The following is a 22,171-nucleotide window of genomic DNA, read 5'->3' on the forward strand; positions in this document are numbered from 1 at the left end:
AATACAAAAATAACCTTTTGTATATTTCATCCTTCTTACTAAAATACACATTATTTTTTATTATTCAAATATATATTTTTCTAACGTGTAATAACTATTAATTCCTTCTAAATACAACATAATCTACTGGTTCCTATAAACCTTTTCCATAAGGAATACAAAGGAACGATTGTTATAGTACACGAGTGAAATCAGTCCAAAATAGCCGATATTGTATTACAACAAGCTGTTCATTTATGGTAATTTATAATAGAATGAAGTTCCTAGTTTAACTCCCATAGAGCGTAAAGAGGAAATGAGGTGTTGAATTTAATAGAAGGAAGGCAATGTTGCTTTTCCTCCTTTTACATTCCTATGAAAAATATTTCATTACGTTTAAAGATGTTTATATTTTCATTCATTATCGTCATCTTTTCTATTGCCACCAGTGGAGCAATTATGATTCATAATCTTGCTGGTGCTTTTGAAAAAGAATTTGGCGCACGGGCAATTGCTATTGCGAGGACCGTCTCACAACTTACAGAAGTTCAAAATAATGTGGGAAAACTTGAAGGTTTTGAAATCATTCAGCCAATTGCTGAACGTATTCGCTTAACAACTGATGTCGATTATATTGTTATCATCGATATGAATCGAATTCGTTACTCACATCCGTCTGAAAGTAGGCTCGGCACAGTATTTGAAGGTGGAGACGAAATAGAAGCTTTTTCGCAACACGAATACATATCAAAGGCGCGTGGCGTACTGGGTTACTCCATTCGTGCGTTCGTACCGATCATGAATGAAGAGGGCACAGAACAAGTTGGTGTCATTACAGTTGGCCTACTTGCCCCGAAATGGTATAACCTGCTAGATGAATATCAACTTGATATATTAGCGTCTCTTTTTTGGGGGTTAGCTATAGGCTTAGGGGGTTCTGTTTGGGTTGCCAACCATTTAAAACGTCAAACATTTAACTTAGAACCATATGAAATCGCCAGGCTTGTGGAAGAACGCTCCGGCATTATTCAAGCAATGGATATTGGCATATTAGCAACTAACGAAAGTGGAAATGTCACGTTTATTAACAGATTAGCAAGGCAATACACACATTTCTTTGGTCAGAAGATTACTCGTAAGACTTTATTTAAAGATACTTGGCTTGCAGAGGATACTATTCAGCAACACGAAGTATACCGTCCTCTCCTAATGTTCGAGCAAATGTATTTAGTACGCACATTCCCAATTCGTATTTTGGAGCAAAATGCAGGCTATCTCATTATGCTAACAGATCGAAAAGAAGCGAATATGTTAGCCGAAGAATTAACTGGCATTAAAATTCTCGTTGATTCTTTACGTGCACAGCAACATGAATACATGAATCGACTCCATAGTATTGCTGGATTAATTCAGCTCGAACGTAATGAGGATGCTTTAAGTCTCATTATTGATGAAATAACAGATGAAGAGGAGATCATTCGTAGCTTACATGACAAAATACACGACTATTCAATTCAAGGTTTATTACTTGGCAAATATTCGAGGGCGAAAGAACTCAGTGTGGAGTTAACTATTGATGAGGATTCTAACCTTGTTGATTTTATGAGCGGTTTTTCAAGTGGAGATATGGTAACAATCCTCGGCAATCTCTTGGACAATGCCATGGAGGCCTGTCTCGAAAGTACTCATAAGGATGTTCATATAACGGTAATCGGAGATAAGCACCATTTATTTATAGAAGTACAGGACAGTGGTAAAGGCATTGAAGGATTGCCACAACGTATTTTTGATTATGGTTTTAGTACAAAGAAAAAAGAAGGGCATGGTATTGGACTTGCACTTGTTAAACAAATTGTGGAATCTAACAAAGGAACGATCCAAGTCGAATCTACTGCCCATATTGGCACAATAATTACTATTATAGTGGGGGTGACTGAAGAAAATGTGTAGTCTTTCCGTTTTTATCGTAGAAGATGATCCGATGGTGCTAGAAGTAAATAAAGGATTTCTGAATAAAATGAATGGTTTTCAACTTGTAGGTGAATCAGTCAATGGACGTGATGCTTATGAAAAAATAATTTTCAAAAAACCAAATCTGATATTACTCGATATGTTTTTACCAGATATGACAGGCATGGAATTATTTCTAAAGCTTCGTGCAGAGCGTATTCCATCAGATATTATTATGATTACAGCAGCTAGAGACTCACCAACAGTACAAGAGTCTCTCCGGCTTGGTGCAATCGATTACCTTATAAAACCTTTCCGTTTTGAACGCTTTGAAAAGGCGTTGCAACAATATAAAAACTCTACAAAAAAGTTACTAAATACAAATGCTGTAAATCAAGAGGATATCGATAAATGGCTGGGTATTCAGCAAGAATCTTTTGAATTACCAAAAGGCTTAAACAATATTACGATGCAACAAATATTAGATTATTTAATGTCACATAGAGCCTCGATTACTTCTGAACAACTTGCTCAAAATGTCGGAATGGCCAGAGTAACAGTGCGTAAATACTTAGACTTTTTAGCCACAAAAGGTACCGTGAATATTGAATTAAAATATGGTTCAGTGGGTCGCCCAACAAAATACTATTCTATTAAATAATTTGTACAGGTAACCAATTAGTCCTTCAACCATTACCAATAGATTAAATAACAAGAATCTGCTCGATTCCGCGGATAAGCTACAACCTCCGCAGGCGCCCCAGTGTCTGTGAGGTCTTCCCTAGCTTTTTTCCCGCAGGAATCTCGCAGATTCTTTGCTTTTTTTCACAACAAAATTCATTACTGCAACAAATAAACAGTCCCGACTGGTCTAATATCAGTTTTTTAAAATAGTAAATTGTTATATACCATAAATACCAAAATGTCCATTAATACCATAATATTGCTTATTTGCATAGATATACTACAATGAAGAACATTCACATCTTAAATAGATTAGGGGTGAATTATATGTGGAATAAGCGTAGTAAAATACGATTTGTTAGCGTTCTCATTTTAATAATAATTCTGTTAGTTTCATGTCAACAGCGCGATTACCCAGTTGATAATGAGCAGTTAAGTCATGAAGAACAAATTGTTATTCGATTTTCACATGTTGTTGGTGAAAATACACCAAAAGGAATGGCAGCAATAAAGTTTGCCGAACTCATTAAAGAACGAAGTAATGGCCATGTAGAAATTCAAGTGTTTCCAAACGGCGTTCTCTATAAGGATGAAGAAGAATTAAATGCACTATTGCGTGGCGATATTCAAATGATCGCACCGGCTATTTCTAAAATTACAACTCTTGTACCTGAGTGGTCAGTGATGGATTTACCCTATGCATTTAAAAATGCTGCCGAAGTTCATAGCTATGTAGGTAGTGAAATTGGTCAATCTTTAATGAAGAAATTAAACGTACATAATCTATTATCTGTGGGGGTTTGGGATAGCGGATTTAAGCAGTTAAGCAATAGCATCCGGCCCATCGAACATATTAGTGACTTAAAAGATTTACGGATGCGTATTATGCCAAGCGATATTTTAGCGGAGCAATTCTCTAGCGTTGGTGCTTATCCAAAGAGGATTGACTTTAATACCGTTTTTAATCAGCTGCAAAAAGGCAATGTAGATGGTCAAGAAAACACATTCACGAATATCACTAGTAAAAACCTTCATTCATTACAGGACTACTTAACAGTTAGTAATCACGGTTACTTAGGTTATTTACTCCTTATGAATAACGAGTTTTGGGACTCCTTACCAAAGGATGTACAAACACTGCTCATTGACACGTTAGAAGAAGTACAAGAATGGGAATGGCAACTTGCAGAGAATCTTAGTGCCAAACGTCTGCAAGAAATGGAAGCCTGTGAATGCATTAATATTCACTACTTATCTAATCAGGATGTACAAAAATGGGAGTCAGCTTTTGAACCTGTTTATGACTATTATGCAGGAAAGTATGACAGCAAATATATTAACGCACTACCCAAAAATCAATCACATCATTAACTTGAGTTTAAAGGTTGTCCTTTTAACTATAATAAAAACTTTTTAGGGGGATATTGCAATGAAAAAATGGCTTTTCATGTCACTAATGGCTGTGCTTGTACTAGCGCTTGCTGCTTGTGGTGGGGACAAAAAAGAAACAACTTCTGCTCCAGCAGCTGAAGGAGATGGCGGCTATACAAAAGATAAACCGCTTGTAATAAAGTTCTCTCACGTAACATCGATTGACAGTGTGAAGGGGAAAGCTGCCGATGCTTTTGCTAAATTAGTAGCAGAGAAAACAGATGGTAAAGTAAAAGTGGAAGTTTACCCTTCATCTCAATTATATGGCGATAACGATGAGCTAGATGCATTAGTATCTGGAAACGTACATATGATTGCACCTTCCGTGACAAAAATGGTAAAAATCGATCCACGTTGGCAATATGTGGACATGCCTTATCTTTTTGAAAACGAAGAGCATGCACGTAAATTCTTTGAGTCTGATGTTGCCAAAACAATTCTCGAATCCGATCAGTTAGCGAATAACGATATTAAAGGTTTAGTTTTCTGGGAAAATGGTTTCAAACATTTCTCAAATAACAAACATCCACTTGTCAACGTTGAAGACTTTAAAGGTCTAAAATTCCGTGCTCAAGCTGGTAAAGTACTAGAAGCACAATTCAAGGCTATACATGCCGGCTCAGCAACAATCGCATTCGGTGAAACATATGCTGCGTTACAACAAGGAACTGTAGAGGGCCAAGAAAATACATTTAACAACTTCGATACACAAAAATACCAAGAAGTACAAAAATACTTCTCAGTATCTGAACATGGCCGTCTTGACTATGCAATTTTTGTAAACAAATCGTTCTGGGATAAAATCCCTGCTCATTTATTAACAGCGGTTGAAGATTCTTTAACGGAAGCAACAACTTTAGCTTGGGATTTAGCTTCTGAAGAAAACGCAAAATCATATGAAAACATTAAAAGCTCTGGCATTGAAGTTATTGAGTTAACACCTGAACAAAAAGAGAAAATCAAGGCTGAACTTGAGCCAGTTTATGAAGAATTCGGTGAAGTTATTACGGAAGAATTAATCAACGGTATTCGTGATTTAAAATAGCTCTTCAAATTGAGTGTCGATAAGGTATCGACACTCACTCTTTTTCTTAAAGGTAAATCGCTTACACTTACCCAATACTAGCGGGTGCTAAAATTTCCATTTAAACGTTGTGTTAATTGTTGCAACATCTGTAGGAAGTTAACCATCCATAAGTACAGATTAAAACAATATTTACTTCAGTATTGTACTTATGTTATTGAATGATAAAAATCAAATTGACAATCTTAAGGAGGCATCAGAATGAAAGCTTTACATAAAGCATGGGGTTATTTAGAAGAAATTCTTGCTGGTTTCTTTTTTGTCACAGGTGTAGTACTCATTTTTTATGGCGTAATCATGCGCTACTTGTTCAACGAACCTCAAGCTTGGGTAGAAGAACTCGCTCGATATACAATCATTTGGGGTACTTTTTTAGGGTTTGGCTTAGCACTGCGCCACAATCAACATATTCAAGTAGACATTTTATACGATCAATTAAAACCTTCCATGAAACGTATTCTAGACATAGTAGCAACAGGCTTAAGCATCCTATTCTGCTTAATCTATACGTATTATGGCTTTGTTCTAGTAGAAAACCGTTACACATCTGGCATGGTTTCACTTGATATTGGTATTCCAATGTGGGTTGTCTATTTAGTACTACCCATTTCAGGTATTTTATTCTTACTAAGATTCGTAGAGAGATTAGTCAATATTCTACGTGGAAGGGATGAAGAATATGCTAATCCTCTTACTTAGTTTCTTTATTTTACTTTTCTTACGCGTACCTGTAGCAGTCAGTTTAGCACTATCAACTATTATTGTGTTCTTCCAAATTGATTTTAATATGAACATGATTCCACAACGAATTTTCACTGCACTTGATTCATTTCCGATGATGGCGATTCCAGGGTTTGTTCTTGCTGGGGTGCTAATGGCGCGTGGTGGTATTTCAAAAAATTTAATCGAAGCATTACGTGCTTGGATTGGTCACCTTCCTGGAGGGCTTGCAGTAGTAACAATCGTTGCCTGTGCAATCTTCGCAGCAATTTCAGGTTCTTCCCCTGCAACAGCTGCAGCCATCGGTTCTATTATGATCCCTGCAATGATTTCAGCAGGTTATAAAAAACGTTACTCGATGGGCCTTGTTGCTGCTGGTGGTACGCTAGGTATTTTAATTCCACCTAGTGTCCCTTTAATCATCTATGGTATTACATCTGAACAATCCATTGGCGAATTATTCATGGCAGGCGTTATTCCTGGTCTTGCATTAACTGGCATCTTAATCATTGCAGCCATCTTCTACGCAAAAAGAAATGGTTTCAAAGGAGATGAGCCTGCAACTTGGGAGGTGCGTTGGCGTAAGTCCTTAAAAGCAATTTGGGGTGGCTTCTTACCTTTCCTAATTTTAGGTACTATTTATTCTGGTATTGTAACACCAACTGAATCCGCAGTTATCGCCGTTTTTTATGGTTTGATTGTTTCACTTTTCGTCTATCGCGAAATGAAACTAAAAGACTTCCGAGAAGTATTAGTAGAATCCATTAACATCACGGCCATGATTTTCTTAATAATCGGTGCCGCTTCCTTATTCGGTTTATATTTAACAAATGCACAGGTACCACAGCAAGTCGGTGCTTGGATAGCAGAAAGTGATATGAACAAATGGATTTTCATGATTATCGTTAACGTCTTATTCTTTGTTATGGGAATGTTCTTAGAAGCAGTTTCAATTATTTTAATAACATTACCTATCTTATTACCAATCCTTGTACATTTCGATATCAACCTCATTCACTTTGCTATTATTATGACGATTAACATGGAGCTTGGGATGATTACACCACCAGTTGGTCTGAATCTCTTCGTTGTTAGTGGGATTGCCAAAGAAAAGCTTGGTGAGGTTGTCAAAGGGGTTATTCCGTTTATCATCTTAATGATTGTGTTCTTAGCTATTGTTGTATTGCTGCCACAACTATCACTGTGGTTACCAGAGCAAATGAAATAAGGATGTTCTGATGAACACATTCAAACAGGGTTATTCGCTTAAAGATAAGCAATTTTGGGTTATCGTGATGAGCTTAGGTCTTGCATCCGTATTCATCTTTGCTTCGATGTATTCGGTTCAGCCTTTGCTCCCCTTTTTTACTGAACAATTTAATATATCCGCTTCTTATGCAAGTTTGGCGATGTCGATGACAACATTGTCTGTCATTATAGGCTTACTGGTATTAGGTTTTTTATCTGATCGACACGGACGTTTACTGTTCATTAAGGTTGCGCTCATTCTCACAGTGATTCCTTTTCTTTTTATGGCATTCAGTGACTCTTTCTTTCATATTGTTGTTTGGCGATTTATACAGGGCTTTGCCATTGCTGGTGTACCAGCAGCGGCACTTGCCTATATGAGTGAAGAGATTGATAGTCAATCGATGGGGCTTGCCACATCACTTTATATTTCAAGTAATGCACTTGGTGGAACAATTGGTCGTTTAGTCATGGGCTCAGTGACAGAGCGTTACTCTTGGGAAACAGCGGTTCTTTCACTTGCACTTCTTGGTTTCATCATTTTTATAATCGTTTGGCTAGCACTACCCAAATCTAAGCATTTTGCACAACATGGTCGTACAATAAAAACAGATGTACACGGTTTTTGGGTTCATTTAAAAAATCCAAATCTGCTGATATTATTTGGTTTAGGGATTATTTTACAAATATCGTTTACAGGAATGTGGACATTTATTCCGTTTCATTTAACAGAACCACCCTTCTCTCTTTCATTAAAAACGATATCTTTCATTTTTTTAGCCTATAGTTTAGGCATTGTCGGTTCGCCAATCGCTAGTGCTATTGCAGAAAAAATAGGAATTAACATCATACGAACTATTGGTGTGCTCCTACTAGTTAGTGGTATTGCGTTAACATTAAGCCATTCACTTTTTATCATTATTGTTGGTTTATGTCTTGCCTGTTTGGGTTTCTTTACGGCCCATGCATTAACATCAGCAACTGTTAGCCGTACCGCAACCCATCAAAAGGGAAGCGCTTCCAGCTTATATCTCGTTTCTTATTATATTGGCGTCACTTGTGGAAGTACGTTGCTTAGTCCAATATGGGGATTTTATCAATGGCAAGGCATCGTAATCATGACAATGATTCTCCCTATTTTTTATATACTTTTTTTAAATATCACATTTAATAGCAGAAAAAGTGATTGCGATTAGTAACAAGAACGAAGCAGATCACATAAAGAGATGTTGTCTTCGTATAGAGGCATCTCTATTTTTTGTCTGATTGTTTCACCTTTCCGCTGCAAGTATTAAAAACATGGCAATAACTCTTTTTAGTAAACGGTGGTGTCTCAACAATAAATTGAGACGCCTCTCTTCTTAACAAAACCAACGTTTTTACTCTGCAAGTTTTTTCATCTTATTCACTCCTCTATTTTCTTTACATTCGCTATTGTAAAAGAGGTAAATGAACTTTAGACGAACTAACAAACAATTTATATTTTATAGATACCCTATCAATATAAACCCCAAAAATAGTACCAAAGTTAGCAGTCCCGAAGTAATAGAGATATAATGCCTTTTTTCTTCACGTCCATAATAATAGTCAATGGCTATATAAAATAGCAATGAAACAAGAATAATAGTCATGGCAGCAGCAATATATATAACCCAGTTTTTTATTATAAATACCAACAACATGATAAAATTTATGAAATGAACAATATACATGGTACGCTGATGACTTTTGCTAACATATTTTTGCTCTTTTGGGATGTTAAATTTTTTCCGAATGATTCTTTCAGTACGCCACGCGACTAGTATGATAACTACTAAAAAAATGGACAAAGGAATCCATGAACTATTAATAGTGCTATCTTCTTTAAAAGAAAAGGCAATAAATTCCGACGCGACTTTCAAATCATTCACTTTGTAAAATACATTGGTTTTAATATCAATAAAAGCTAATTGATCAACATTGAGTAATATTTTTAGCTTAGCTGTTTGTTTATTGTCAAACTCAATCCAAATATCACGAAATGCACTATAATTATCATCTTTCTTAGATAGAACAGCCTTTTGAAGAACGTTTTCGAATAACTCTGTTTCTAAACCCTTGTCATACTCTCTCTGACGTACAACCCACCCGCTCCTCCCAGCTTTAAATTGGTTATTCTCCCAGTTTACCGCAATTGAAAATTGTTTTATCTCTTCCCGTTTTGCTAAATCAACAATTGTTGCGAGATTAGAGGCATTCTCTGATTTCCACGGACCAATTGCAATGAAAAAGAGTAATGTCAATGTAGCAGCAACCATAACAGTTGAATAGTGCCACCATCTGTTTTGCATACTTTGTTGCTTTGCTTTATGGAAAATACGTTCCTGCAATTGTTGCGTAAAACGTGGTGCTTCCCCAATCTCTTTATTTAGTTTGTCCTTAAAAGATGTCATCTACTAGCACCTCCCAATCGCTTTGTTAAATGTTTGCTACAATTAATCATTAAAAATTTAACATTTTAATGGAGGATGTCACTTCCATTCTTCCCCTTTAGCTATATAAAAATAGACTATATTTCTATAGTCTATACTTCACTACTATACAAAAAGATAATGTTACTATTTGAATTTGTTTCTAACTCATCTACAACAGACTCTAAATCATCGACTATCGCCATTTTTTGGTCTGAAGCTTATGCTACACTTTCAACACGATTCGCGTTCATGATGCTTTTCGCACGCATATGTAATTTTTCCTATAACCTACACGAATAAAAATAAAAGAACCGAGTCATACGCTTTCATAAGCATATGACTCGGTTCCCATAAATTCTTTATTTTACTACGATATTCACAAGCTTACCTGGAATAACAATTACTTTTACTAAGTTCTTGCCAGCCATATATTCTTGTACTTTCTCGTCTGCTAGTGCAACTTTTTCAATATCTTCTTTTGAAGCATCTTTTGATACAATAATTTTTGCACGTACTTTACCTGCTACTTGCACAGCTACTTCTACTTCGTCATCAACTAATTTTGACTCATCGTATGTTGGCCATTCTTCGTAAGAAATGGAGCCCTCGTGTCCAAGCAATTGCCATAATTCTTCTGCAACGTGAGGAACCATTGGCGCAAGCATCTTCACAAAGCCTTCTGCGTAAGCTGTTGGTACTACATCTACTTTATAACAATCATTAATGAATACCATCATTTGTGAAATAGCAGTATTAAAGCGAATACCTTCGTAGTCTTCCGTCACTTTTTTCACAGTTTGGTGGTATGATTTTTCAAGTGTCTTATCTTCAGAAGCTTGAACCTTCGCTGCTAATGTTCCTTCTTCTTCATTGACAAATAGACGCCAAATACGGTCTAAGAAACGGCGAGCACCATCTAATCCATTTGTTGACCACGCAACAGAGGCCTCAAGTGGACCCATGAACATTTCATATAGACGTAATGTATCTGCACCGTGAGAAGCAATGATTTCATCTGGATTTACGACATTGCCTTTTGATTTAGACATTTTTTCGTTACCTTCACCAAGAATCATCCCTTGGTTGAATAATTTTTGGAATGGTTCTTTCGTGTGTACCACACCTAAATCGTATAGAACTTTATGCCAGAAGCGTGCGTATAGTAAATGCAGTACTGCATGTTCTGCTCCACCAATATAAATATCAACTGGTAACCAGCGTTTTAGTAACTCTGGATCTGCAATTGCTTCCGTATTGTTCGGATCAATATAACGAAGGAAATACCAACTTGAACCTGCCCATTGTGGCATTGTATTCGTTTCACGACGCCCCTTCTTACCTGTTTCAGGATCTACAACATTTACCCAATCTGTAATATTGGCAAGTGGTGATTCACCTGTACCAGAAGGGCGAATATTATCTGTTTTCGGTAGCATTAACGGTAATTCAGATTCTGGTACTGGAGTTGTTGTACCATCTTCCCAATGAATCATTGGAATTGGCTCACCCCAATAACGTTGACGAGAGAATAACCAGTCACGTAGACGATAAGAAATTTTCTTCTCACCCACACCTTTTTCCTCTAACCATTCGATTGCTTTGTTGATTGCCTCAACTTTCCCAAGACCATCTAGGAAACCAGAGTTAATATGTTTACCGTCGCCAGTGAATGCTTCATTTTCGATGTCTCCACCCTCAAGCACTGCTTTGATGTCTAAACCAAATTCTTTGGCAAATTCATAGTCACGTTCATCATGTGCAGGAACCGCCATAATTGCACCTGTACCATATGTAGCAAGTACATAATCAGCAATCCATATAGGCATTTTCTCGCCGTTTACTGGGTTTACTGCATAGGCTCCAGTAAAGACACCAGTTTTTTCTTTGGCTAAATCTGTACGCTCTAAATCAGATTTTAGTTTTACTTTATCTAGGTATGCTTCAACCGCTTCTTTTTGGTCAGCTGATGTAATTTGTGCTACTAATTTGTGTTCTGGCGCTAATACTGCATAAGTAGCACCGAATAATGTATCTGGACGTGTTGTAAAGACAGTGAAGTTTTTGTCTGTACCATCAATGTCAAAAGTTACTTCTGCCCCTTCTGAACGACCAATCCAGTTACGTTGCATATCTTTGATTGATTCTGGCCAATCTACGTCTTCTAAGTCATCGATTAAACGGTCTGCATAAGCAGTAATTTTCAGCATCCATTGTTTCATTGGCCGACGTTCTACTGGGTGACCACCGCGCTCTGATTTCCCATCAATGACTTCTTCGTTCGCAAGTACTGTTCCTAATGCTGGGCACCAGTTTACAGCCACTTCATCTACATACGCTAAACCATTTTTAAAAAGTTGAATGAAAATCCATTGTGTCCATTTGTAGTATTCTGGATCAGTTGTGTTAATTTCTCGATCCCAGTCATAACTAAAACCTAATTCTTGAATTTGACGCTTGAATGTTGCAATATTTTTTGCAGTAAATTCAGCTGGGTCATTTCCTGTATCTAGTGCATATTGTTCTGCTGGTAATCCAAATGCATCCCAGCCCATAGGATGTAGAACATTGTAGCCTTGCATACGTTTGAAACGCGAAAGGATATCTGTTGCTGTATAACCTTCTGGATGCCCTACATGAAGACCTGAGCCAGATGGATATGGGAACATGTCTAATGCATAAAATTTCGGTTTATCCGTTTCATTTTCTGTTTTAAATGTTTTGTTGTCAGCCCAATATTGCTGCCATTTTTTTTCGACTTGTTGGTGAATAAAACTCACGTTATTTCCTCCTTTTATATGTGCAGTGTTACTTACTGTTAGAATTGACAAAATATTTAAAAAATAAAAAAACTCGCCCCTTCCTTTGTTAGAAAGGGACGAGAGAATTCGTATCTCCCGCGGTACCACCCAAATTAGTGATTACACTCGGCTCAAGCTTCCTTAACGCGGAAGGAACGGCACACGTGGATGATCACGTGAGCAGACTCAGCAGGCGAGTTCAATTTGCTTTCTTACTAGCTTCCACCAACCGCTAGCTCTCTAAAAAGAATGACAAATCTACTATTCCTCATCACTGTCTTTACATGTATTGCATTTATTCTAATGGAAAGTTCTAAAAAGCACAAGTGCTTTGGTGCCTGGCACGCACACAATTCGCACACAATTTGCGAAAAAAATTATTTAAGGTTTTTTTTATAGGGAATTCAATATTCACCTTGTTTTTCCATCATCAAAATAAAAATATTAATTACTTTTAAAACATGTGTGTAATTGACGAGATTTGTTATCATTTTTATGCTTAAGAAAACTTCTGGAGGGAAGGTCTATGGCTAGAAAAAAACGTCAGTGGTCTCCACATCATTACAATCATGTAGTGATGCGTGGTAACAATCGCCAAGCTATTTTTAACAGCGCTGCTGATTACCAAGCATTTTTTCGTGTATTGCAATATGCCCATCAAAAATATACGTTTAGTATCGTCGCTTATTGTATTATGTCTAATCACTATCATCTGCTTATCCGTTCACCTGAAGTACCTTTAGTGAAAGTTATGGCAATCATCAACCGCCGTTACAGTGATTACTTCCACAAGAAACATCAATATACTGGTCAGCTTTACGAACGTCGATATTTCGCAGAGCTTGTTCCCTCACCTATAGGCATGCTTACCGTAAGTCGCTACATCCATCGCAACCCCATCTCAACAAAGACGCCTATTGTTGACAAGATGGAATACTATCCCTACAGTTCCTATCACCACTATAAGCACGATAGTCCATCGCTCTACTCATTTCTTGATACGACCTTACTAAGAACCTATTCATCTCAAATCTCACCACTACGCTCACAATCCTATTGCCATTATTGTGAGCAACAACAAATTGAGCAATTGTAGCACTGAACATGAAAAAGCTCCGTACGAGGATTTCCATCATACGGAGCTTTTTTGAATTGTAGTAAATTGTCAGAATTATATGCGTGCCAGGCACTTCTTCGGCTCCGATAATTTTGTACATTCACGAAACGCAAAGTGCTTGCACCCTATACATTTATTTTCATCCAAATAACTTAGGCCATTGTCGATGGCTGCACCTGTATGATGATAGAAATTTTCTTCACCAATTTTTCCAAATAAACCGTTCCGCTGAAGTGCCACTTTCAATTCTTCTTGCACACCTGTAACTAAAACCGTGCCACCTCGCATTGTGAAATTTTCCACTATATTGCTAAAATAAGATTCACCTGTAGAATCCATGAAAGGCACCTTACTCATTCGTAAAATTATAACTTTTGGATGATAATGAATGGAATTTAAAATCGTTTGCTCAAAAGTTTGAGCTGCTCCAAAAAATAATGGACCTTCAATGGTGTATATACTAATTTGCGGACAATCATGTTTTTGGTTGACAATATTCGGTTGCACCTTGCCGCTCGAATTCGAATGATCTGGTAATACCTTCGATACAACAAGCATCTCACTCATACGTTTCGCAAACAATACAACCGCTAAAACAAGACCTACTTCAACAGCTAATGTTAAACTCGTAAAAACAGTCAGTAAAAATGTAATAATAAGGACAAGTGAATCTCCTGATTTCAATTTGACAATATGAGCAAAATGCTTTTGTTCACTCATATTCCAAGCAACAACCATTAAAACAGGCGCCATACTTGCCAACGGAATATGAGAAGCATAAGGGGCTAATAACAATAGCGTCACTAATACAAATATGCCGTGAATAATACCTGACACTGGTGATACTGCACCCGTTTTAATATTGGTAGCTGTACGTGCAATGGCTCCAGTTGCAGGAATCCCTCCAAACAAAGGTGTCACAATATTAGCGATCCCCTGTCCAACAAGCTCTCTATTGCTATTATGCTTGCTATTTGTCATACCATCCGCTACTACTGCTGATAATAGTGATTCAATGGCCCCGAGCATGGCAATGACAAATGCAGGTCCTATTAATAATTGAATACGCTCAAATGTAATTTCAGGAATCGAAAAATTTGGTAAGGTATTAGGAATTTGACCATAGGCTGTAGCAATTGTGGCAACTTGTTCTGAGAAAAAAAACGTTGCGATAAGTGTAGAAACAGCAATTCCAGCCAAGGCTCCTGGTACCTTTGGTAAAACTCTTGGTGTTACAAGAATTATCACAAGACAAATAATAGCTATTAAAATACTATATAAATTCGTAGTGCCTAGATGCATGACAAGTTCTTTTACGTTTGCAATAAAATACTCGTGCCGTTCAATACCCGTTAATCCTAAAAAATTGGCAATTTGACCCGTGAATATGATCACTGCAATACCAGCAGTGAACCCTATTGTGACAGGTCGTGGGATAAATTTTATGAGCGAGCCTAACTTAAAAATCCCCATTAAACATAAAATTATGCCGGCCATCAACCCTGCGATTAAAAGATTTTCATAGCCATAGGTGAGAACAATCCCTAAAAGAATAGGTACAAAAGCGCCTGTAGGTCCACCTATTTGATATTTTGAACCTCCAAATACGGATATGAGTATTCCAGCAATACATGCTGTATAAATTCCATACTCAGGTTTTACACCTGAAGCTATAGCAAATGACATTGCCAGTGGGATGGCAACAATACCAACAATAATACCTGACAGTAAATCTTTTTTAAAAAGACCCACAGAATACCCTTCAAGCCGCCCTGTAAACAGTGACTTCATAGTAAATCTTCCCTTCGAAATAATAAATTTCATCGAATCAAGTTAGCAAGACATACCTTTAATTAGATTTCAGGATACTTTCCCAGGAGATAACAGAAACATTTCTTATATAATCTCATCGTTATTTTCACTGATGGTCATTTCTTCTAATCTTGAAATTGTATTGACTAAATGATTGTTAAAAATTTTCTTTGCAACGTCTAGTAATTCAATAATCATAGGATCGCTCAAAGAATAGTAAACTTTTTTTCCCTCTTTCATCCCAAATACAATATTCTTCGCCCGTAATACACTTAGCTGTTGGGAAACAGCTGAGCCTTCTTTCTCCAGACAGCTTTGAATCTCATTTACACTTTTCTGTCCATCAACTAATAGTTCAAGAATTCTTATGCGTAATGGATGTGCTAGAGCTTTAAAGAAATCAGCTTTAAATTGTTGTAAGCCTTCTTCCACGTAAATCCCCCCATAATAACTGTACTTTGCGATTAGGCTTATCATTTTTATATATTCAAATATTTGAATATGTATGATTGTAATCTTTATCTCAGGTAATTTCAACTCCAAAATAAAAAAACGAAGGAAAAATCTGCTTCAGCACACTTTTTCTTCGTTTTAAACCCATTTTTTATTTATTAATCTATCACCATAGTATTATCTCTTTTTAACGGACGATCATACATGAGGCATGGAATAATCGCCATTAAAACGATGACGACTAATATTGATACGAGTGCAATCATACCGAACTGATCAACCATAATGCCACCGAATAAAGGCCCAATCATACGGCCGGCAGTTGCTGCACTATTAATAATTCCCTGATAGAAGCCTTGGCGCCCTTTTGGTGCAAGCTGATTGGCAATAGTCGGTAAAGCCGGCGTATAAAACATTTCGCCGAATGTTAATACAACCATTGCAGCAGCAAACATTTTAAAGTCACTCGCAAATGCAATAATTCCAAAAGAAATCGCAATAAGGATAACACCAAATACTAGTTGTGTTTTTAATTTATCTTCCCATCGCTTCACCAATGGTGCGATTAATGGTTGCGCAACAACAATTAGTAAGCCATTAATTGTCCAAAGTAGACTATATTGCTTTAAGCCCAGCCCTAGATCTTGAGTATAAGAAGAAATAGTTGCACTCCACTGTGAGTAGGCAATCCAACATAACACAGATGATGCACTAAGTATTAATAATGCATAGAATGGAGCTTTATTTGTAATGCGCTTACTTTCACTCACTACATTTTTTGGTGCAATGCTTCTCGCATCTAACCCTCTAAACGTCAGTAATGCTATAAAGAAAAACAATATATACATCCCTAAATTCACCATAAATACGTAGTCAAACTTATAATCAGCGACAATACCTGCAAGGGCAGGACCAACTGCCACACCTAAATTTTGTGCTAAGTAGATCGAATTAAACGCTTTTCGACCTCCTTCTGGCCAAGCAGCCCCAGCTAATGCGAACATGCCCGGAAAGACAATGCCCCCGCTAAAACCCAGAATTGTTAAGAACCACACATAATGTGGCCATCCATGCCAAATCGTAAGACCGATTAACGAAACAATCGTCAATAGAATACCCAGCATAATTGACTTATAGCCACCGATTCTATCAAATAAGTAACCGCCTAGTAGATTACCTAACACACCAGCAGCTGAATTCAGCATCAAAATAAAGCCAGCCATTGCAAGAGACTTGCCTAAATAGTCATGCATATATATGGCATTTAAAGGCCATAAAAAAGAGTTACCCGTTGTGTTCACAAGCATACCGATAATTAGAAACCAAACACTTTTTGGCATATCATGACCTCCATTATTTCGCCACTCTAAATAGTTAGTTTATGCCGAAAAATGAAATTGTACAAGGAAAATAAATTTACCTCTCATTCACAAAGTGAAACTTAATCGATGACGTTTTTTCATCACCACCGATTATTAGATGATGCTGCACAAATTACTGTCCTACATACGTTACACCAAAAGCTAGAGTACTAGTAGGTGTTCTTTCATCTGGTACTACAATTACTTAATCTCCGCCTTAAACGCCCTGTTTGTTCGTTGTTTGGAAGTGGGAGTCTTTGCAACCTCTCGTACACTATAAAATCATTACTTCATGACGGAAGCGTAAGCACATGATAATATATAGTGTTAGAGGAGTGAAATACATGACAGAAACTAACTTTCCTTTTCCTTCAGAGGGGAAAAGATACTATACATGGAATCGCTATTTACGCGATCAGTTTGGCCATAAAGTATTTAAGGTAGCACTTGATGCAGGGTTTGACTGCCCAAACCGTGACGGCACAGTCGCATTTGGTGGCTGTACATTTTGTAGTGCTGCAGGTTCAGGTGACTTTGCTGGGAACAAAGTGGATCCAATCGATGTGCAATTCGCTGAAATTCGTGACAAAATGCATCAGAAATGGAAGGATGGCAAATACATGGCTTACTTCCAAGCTTACACTAATACCCATGCCCCCCTTCCTGTATTGAAAGAGAAATTTGAAGCTGCATTAGCACAAGAAGGCGTCGTTGGGCTATCGATTGCGACACGCCCAGACTGTCTGCCAGATGATGTGGTTGAATATTTAGCAGAGCTAAACGAACGTACGTATTTATGGATTGAACTTGGCCTTCAAACCGTGCACGAAAAAACAGGAAATCTTATTAACCGCGCCCATGATTATGCCACATATGTAGAGGGTGTAGAAAAGCTTCGTAAACATGGTATTCGTGTTTGCTCCCATATTATTAACGGACTTCCTCTTGAGGACTATGACATGATGATGGAGACCGCTCGTGAAGTGGCAAAGCTCGATGTCCAAGGCATTAAAATTCATTTACTGCATTTATTAAAGGGTACGCCGATGGTGAAACAATATGAAAAGGGCATGCTCGAATTTTTAGATCAGGATGTTTATACGAAGCTAGTAGCAGATCAATTAGAAATCTTGCCACCAAACATGGTCATCCATCGTATAACAGGTGATGGACCGATTGATTTAATGATTGGACCTATGTGGAGTGTGAATAAATGGGAAGTATTAAATGGCATTGATGCAGAATTAGAACGACGAGGAAGCTGGCAAGGAAAATTTTTTAAGACTGAGGCCGTAAAATGAAGCTACAACGTGTTTTACAATATGCCCAGCAGCTATTAACGGAAGCTATTGAAGTTGGCGATACGGTAGTGGATGCCACTGCAGGAAACGGACATGATACTTTATTTTTAGCGCAGCTCGTTGGCGATGATGGACAAGTATTTGCCTTTGATGTGCAAAAAAGTGCTGTCGATGCAACACTCCATCGACTTCTCGATAACGCGCTAGAACACCGTGCTCTTGTATTACATACAGGACACGAACATGTGGCAAAACATGTGCAAAAGCCAGTAACCGCTGCTATTTTTAATCTTGGCTACTTACCTGGTAGTGATCACGACATCATTACAAAACCAAATACGACTATCTTAGCGATTACAGATTTACTTCAACTACTAAAAATAGGCGGTATTATTGTCCTTGTCATTTACCATGGTCATCCTGGCGGCAAAGAAGAACGCGATGCCGTTATTGATTATGTCAGTCATTTACCGCAAAAATATGTACATGTGTTAAAATACGAATTTCTAAATCAACAAAATGATCCACCATTTATCATTGCATTGCAAAAAATGAAAGAGCTACCTACCGATAAAAAAACGAGACTATGATGAAAGGGTCATAGTCTCGTTTTTCACTATTTATTTTTACGTTTTTCGTTGTAGTCTATCCAGAAATCTGCACCTTTTATACCTAGTTTACGAGGATCGAAGACAGGGTCTTTTCCTTCTTTTTTCTGTTTCTCGTAATCTTTTAATGCGACAATAGCAGGTTTCATAATGATTAAGATGGCGATAACGTTTACCCATACCATTAAACCTAAACCAACATCCCCCATCGCCCAAGCAAGATCGGATGTTCGAACGGTACCATAGAAAGCTGCTACTAAAATCGCAATTTTGGCTAGCCAAATAAAAATCTTCTCGGCTTTCCCTTTAAATAAATAGGCCACATTTGTTTCTGCAATATAGTAATAGGCCATAATTGTGGTAAATGCAAAGAAGAATAAAGCAATCGCTACAAATGGTGCGCCAAAGCCTGGTAGTGAGGATTCAACCGCATACTGTGTATATGCAGCGCCTTCTTTAATGCTTTTCGCAAACGTCATTTGTTCTTCTCCAGTTAGACCATTTTGATTGAATTCACCAATATGAATGAACGAAACCGTACCTTCTGCTGCTTTTTCATCTTGCACATTATACATACCAGTAAATAAAATCATAAATGCAGTAGCCGAACAAATTAATAATGTATCAATGTACACAGAAGCTGCTTGCACAATACCTTGTTTAGCAGGGTGTGAAACTTCTGCTGCAGCGGCTGGATGCGCACCAGTTCCCTGACCAGCTTCATTTGAATAAATACCTCGCTTAACGCCCCAAGCAATAGCTGAGCCAATAATCCCACCAAAGACTTCCTGAGCACCAAAAGCACTTGAGAAAATTAATGCAAATACAGTAGGCACTTCTGAAATATTCATAACAATAATAATGATTGCCATAATAATATAAGCTAACGCCATAAAAGGTACAATTATTTGCGCAGCATTTGCAATCGATTTAACCCCACCGATAATAATTGCACCTAATAACACAACAATAATAAGTCCAGTAATCCATGTCTCAATACCAAAAGCGTTTTCAACGGCACCAGCAATCGCATTCGATTGCACACCTGGCATTAATATTAACATTGCGATTAATGCAGCAATCGCAAAAATAATGGCAAACCATTTTTGGCCCATTCCTTTTTCGATATAAAAGGCTGGCCCTCCACGATATTCAGTTTCTTTCTCTTCTTTATAAATCTGAGCTAATGTCGACTCAACATATGCAGTGGCAGCACCGATGAACGCAATTGCCCACATCCAAAATACTGCTCCAGGACCGCCCATCCCGATTGCTGTAGCAGTACCTGCAATATTACCTGTACCTACACGACCTGATAAGGCAATTGACATTGCTTGGAAAGATGATATCCCTTTATCAGACTTTTCTCCTTTAAACATTAAGACAAACATATCTTTAATGTGTCGAACTTGTAGGAACCGCGTAATAATTGAGAAAAATAGTCCGATTAATAAAATACCATAAATAAACCACGGTCCCCATAAAATATCATTGAGTTTTCCAACGATAGCTTCCATTAAATCCCCCCAAATTTTGAATGTCCTTCCATTTAGAAATTATAGTATTACACTTTTCAGAAAATTACAACATTATTTTTCAAGTAACTATAGTCTAAAGAACCATTATTTATATTAGAGGGCAATCATTTATTCAATTATATATCCAATTCGACGAAGAGCATTATTGATAAAATCACGTATATAAACAAATATCTCTTCACGCTCTACCTCATGAAATAGATTATGATAGCACTTCGCCCATTCTTTAAATTGAAATTCAGTAAATTCCTGTTGATGTAGCCAAATACGTGTCTGTCTCGTTTCAGTAATGCCATCCTTTTCTCCTGTCATAACAAGCATTGGCATATTCGGAAACTCTGCCTTAGACATGATGACTAAATTGCGCATCATTTGTTGTAGTTCACGATACCATTTTACCGAGACAACTGACTTAAAGGGAAAATCATCTTTCATTTCATTCCTACCTTCCACATTGCGCGTCAATTTTTCAAATGTAATATCATGTGTTATTTTGACATTTGCCGTTAAGGCACTTAGGCTTGTTAAAGCATTAGACATTTTCCCTGGCAGTAACTTCAAGTTCAGCCAAGGTGAGGTTAAAACAATCCCTGCACACTCATATTTTCTTTTGTGCATCGTATGTAATACTAATGTTGCACCGAGGCCATGTCCTATTAAAAAAACAGGTAAATCATATGAAAAGGCATTTTCAATTAGATGCCTTGTATATTTATTATATTCTTTAAAGTCTTCATCATGGACACGCGCAAGTGTTGCGTTTGCGCCATGATTCGGTAAATCTCCCATGACTACGTGGAAGCCTTCCATTCTAAGTTTTTCTATAAGCCATGCATACCAGCGGTGATTTTCATAAGCACCATGAAGTATAGCAATCACAGCTTTAGCGTTTCCATCAGCTTCCCATTTCCACATTCACATAGTCCTCCTAAAAAATAGTTACACAATGATTATAACTAAATATATTTCACATTTTAATTTTATATTTCCAATAAGTTGCGTATTTGATACGATAATATTACATCAAAGAAAGAAAAGAGGCGATTTCTATGATCTATCCTTTTAAAGATAAATCACCAACAATCGATCCATCTGTTTTTATTGCCGACTATGCGACCGTTACCGGCGACGTTACGATAGGTGCTGAAACGACAATTTGGTTTAATACTGTTATTCGAGGCGATGTATCTCCTACGATTATTGGTAAACGCGTAAGTATACAAGACCTTTGTTGCTTACATCAAAGTCCAAAATACCCGTTAATTATCGAAGATGAAGTAACAGTTGGTCACCAAGTCACTTTACATAGCTGTACGATTCGAAAAAATGCCTTGATAGGGATGGGCTCAATTATTTTAGATGGGGCAGAGATCGGAGAGGGTGCATTTATTGGTGCTGGCAGTCTTGTACCTCCAGGCAAAGTCATTCCTCCTAATAGCTTAGCATTAGGACGTCCAGCAAAAGTTGTACGTGAATTAAATGCTGAAGACAAAGAAGATATGGAACGTATCGTTCGCGAATACGCAGAAAAAGGGCAGTATTACAAATCCTTGCAAAAATGAATTCTAATGAAAAAGAAGGGGTCTAAGAAATATTCTTAGTCCCCTTTCCTTTTAAGAAAGTATACCTTTATG

General features: G+C 37.4%; 18 protein-coding genes and 1 other annotated feature. Of the genes, 11 read left to right on the forward strand and 7 right to left on the reverse strand.

The genetic code is table 11. From position 1 onward, the window contains the following. Window positions 1–300: 300 nt before the first annotated feature. From ACQKII_RS12095 to ACQKII_RS12125, 7 genes are all read left to right on the forward strand, one after another. Window positions 301–1,929, forward strand: coding sequence for an ATP-binding protein (locus ACQKII_RS12095; protein WP_427459545.1), 1,629 nt, complete (start codon window positions 301–303; stop codon window positions 1,927–1,929). Continuing rightward, complete coding sequence (locus ACQKII_RS12100; protein WP_427459547.1) at window positions 1,922–2,590, forward strand: response regulator; 669 nt, start codon at window positions 1,922–1,924, stop codon at window positions 2,588–2,590. Before ACQKII_RS12095 ends, ACQKII_RS12100 begins: the two co-directional genes overlap by 8 nt. Window positions 2,591–2,940: 350 nt before the next feature. Beyond that, window positions 2,941–3,984, forward strand: a complete 1,044-nt coding sequence (locus tag ACQKII_RS12105) for a DctP family TRAP transporter solute-binding subunit (RefSeq protein ID WP_427459549.1) — start codon at window positions 2,941–2,943, stop codon at window positions 3,982–3,984. A gap of 58 nt (window positions 3,985–4,042) precedes the next feature. Next, window positions 4,043–5,089, forward strand: coding sequence for a DctP family TRAP transporter solute-binding subunit (locus tag ACQKII_RS12110; RefSeq protein WP_427459551.1), 1,047 nt, complete (start codon window positions 4,043–4,045; stop codon window positions 5,087–5,089). Between the two features lie 240 nt (window positions 5,090–5,329). Further along, window positions 5,330–5,827, forward strand: a complete 498-nt coding sequence (locus ACQKII_RS12115) for a TRAP transporter small permease (protein WP_427459553.1) — start codon at window positions 5,330–5,332, stop codon at window positions 5,825–5,827. Further along, window positions 5,808–7,076 carry a TRAP transporter large permease gene (locus tag ACQKII_RS12120; protein WP_427459555.1) on the forward strand — a complete coding sequence of 423 codons (1,269 nt, stop codon included), beginning with the start codon at window positions 5,808–5,810 and terminating at the stop codon, window positions 7,074–7,076. Before ACQKII_RS12115 ends, ACQKII_RS12120 begins: the two co-directional genes overlap by 20 nt. A gap of 10 nt (window positions 7,077–7,086) precedes the next feature. After that, window positions 7,087–8,292, forward strand: a complete 1,206-nt coding sequence (locus ACQKII_RS12125) for an MFS transporter (protein ID WP_427459557.1) — start codon at window positions 7,087–7,089, stop codon at window positions 8,290–8,292. Window positions 8,293–8,580: 288 nt separating this feature from the next. On the opposite strand, the gene ACQKII_RS12130 is transcribed toward ACQKII_RS12125, so the two are convergent. Next, on the reverse strand, window positions 8,581–9,528 hold the full coding sequence (locus tag ACQKII_RS12130) for a DUF4181 domain-containing protein (protein ID WP_427459559.1): 948 nt from the start codon (window positions 9,526–9,528) through the stop codon (window positions 8,581–8,583). Between the two features lie 380 nt (window positions 9,529–9,908). Then, complete coding sequence (gene leuS, locus ACQKII_RS12135; protein WP_427459561.1) at window positions 9,909–12,326, reverse strand: leucine--tRNA ligase; 2,418 nt, start codon at window positions 12,324–12,326, stop codon at window positions 9,909–9,911. Window positions 12,327–12,417: 91 nt separating this feature from the next. Beyond that, window positions 12,418–12,631 (reverse strand) — a binding site (T-box leader). A 242-nt stretch (window positions 12,632–12,873) separates the two neighbouring features. On the opposite strand from leuS, the gene ACQKII_RS12140 reads away from it, so the two are divergent. Continuing rightward, complete coding sequence (locus ACQKII_RS12140) at window positions 12,874–13,443, forward strand: transposase (RefSeq protein ID WP_427459563.1); 570 nt, start codon at window positions 12,874–12,876, stop codon at window positions 13,441–13,443. 75 nt (window positions 13,444–13,518) lie between these two features. On the opposite strand, the gene ACQKII_RS12145 is transcribed toward ACQKII_RS12140, so the two are convergent. From ACQKII_RS12145 to ACQKII_RS12155, 3 genes are all read right to left on the reverse strand, one after another. Beyond that, window positions 13,519–15,255: a SulP family inorganic anion transporter gene (locus ACQKII_RS12145; protein ID WP_427459565.1), complete on the reverse strand. Its 1,737-nt coding sequence runs from the start codon at window positions 15,253–15,255 to the stop codon at window positions 13,519–13,521. 105 nt (window positions 15,256–15,360) lie between these two features. Beyond that, window positions 15,361–15,753, reverse strand: coding sequence for an ArsR/SmtB family transcription factor (locus tag ACQKII_RS12150; protein WP_427459625.1), 393 nt, complete (start codon window positions 15,751–15,753; stop codon window positions 15,361–15,363). Between the two features lie 134 nt (window positions 15,754–15,887). Then, window positions 15,888–17,069: an MDR family MFS transporter gene (locus tag ACQKII_RS12155; RefSeq protein WP_427459567.1), complete on the reverse strand. Its 1,182-nt coding sequence runs from the start codon at window positions 17,067–17,069 to the stop codon at window positions 15,888–15,890. A 365-nt stretch (window positions 17,070–17,434) separates the two neighbouring features. Between ACQKII_RS12155 and ACQKII_RS12160 the strand changes: the two genes are divergently transcribed. Further along, window positions 17,435–18,391 carry a TIGR01212 family radical SAM protein gene (locus ACQKII_RS12160; RefSeq protein WP_427459569.1) on the forward strand — a complete coding sequence of 319 codons (957 nt, stop codon included), beginning with the start codon at window positions 17,435–17,437 and terminating at the stop codon, window positions 18,389–18,391. Further along, window positions 18,388–18,981, forward strand: a complete 594-nt coding sequence (locus ACQKII_RS12165) for a class I SAM-dependent methyltransferase (protein ID WP_427459571.1) — start codon at window positions 18,388–18,390, stop codon at window positions 18,979–18,981. The genes ACQKII_RS12160 and ACQKII_RS12165 overlap by 4 nt, the downstream gene beginning before the upstream one ends. 26 nt (window positions 18,982–19,007) lie before the next feature. On the opposite strand, the gene ACQKII_RS12170 is transcribed toward ACQKII_RS12165, so the two are convergent. Both ACQKII_RS12170 and ACQKII_RS12175 read right to left on the reverse strand, forming a co-directional pair. Further along, window positions 19,008–20,516 carry an alanine/glycine:cation symporter family protein gene (locus ACQKII_RS12170; protein ID WP_427459573.1) on the reverse strand — a complete coding sequence of 503 codons (1,509 nt, stop codon included), beginning with the start codon at window positions 20,514–20,516 and terminating at the stop codon, window positions 19,008–19,010. A 129-nt stretch (window positions 20,517–20,645) separates the two neighbouring features. Continuing rightward, window positions 20,646–21,452, reverse strand: coding sequence for an alpha/beta hydrolase (locus tag ACQKII_RS12175; RefSeq protein WP_427459575.1), 807 nt, complete (start codon window positions 21,450–21,452; stop codon window positions 20,646–20,648). 134 nt (window positions 21,453–21,586) lie between these two features. On the opposite strand from ACQKII_RS12175, the gene ACQKII_RS12180 reads away from it, so the two are divergent. Beyond that, window positions 21,587–22,099 carry a gamma carbonic anhydrase family protein gene (locus tag ACQKII_RS12180; protein ID WP_143995872.1) on the forward strand — a complete coding sequence of 171 codons (513 nt, stop codon included), beginning with the start codon at window positions 21,587–21,589 and terminating at the stop codon, window positions 22,097–22,099. The last annotated feature ends 72 nt before the right edge of the window (window positions 22,100–22,171 follow it).

Source organism: Lysinibacillus sp. NPDC048646 (assembly GCF_050272295.1).
Taxonomy (GTDB): Bacteria; Bacillota; Bacilli; order Bacillales_A; family Planococcaceae; genus Lysinibacillus.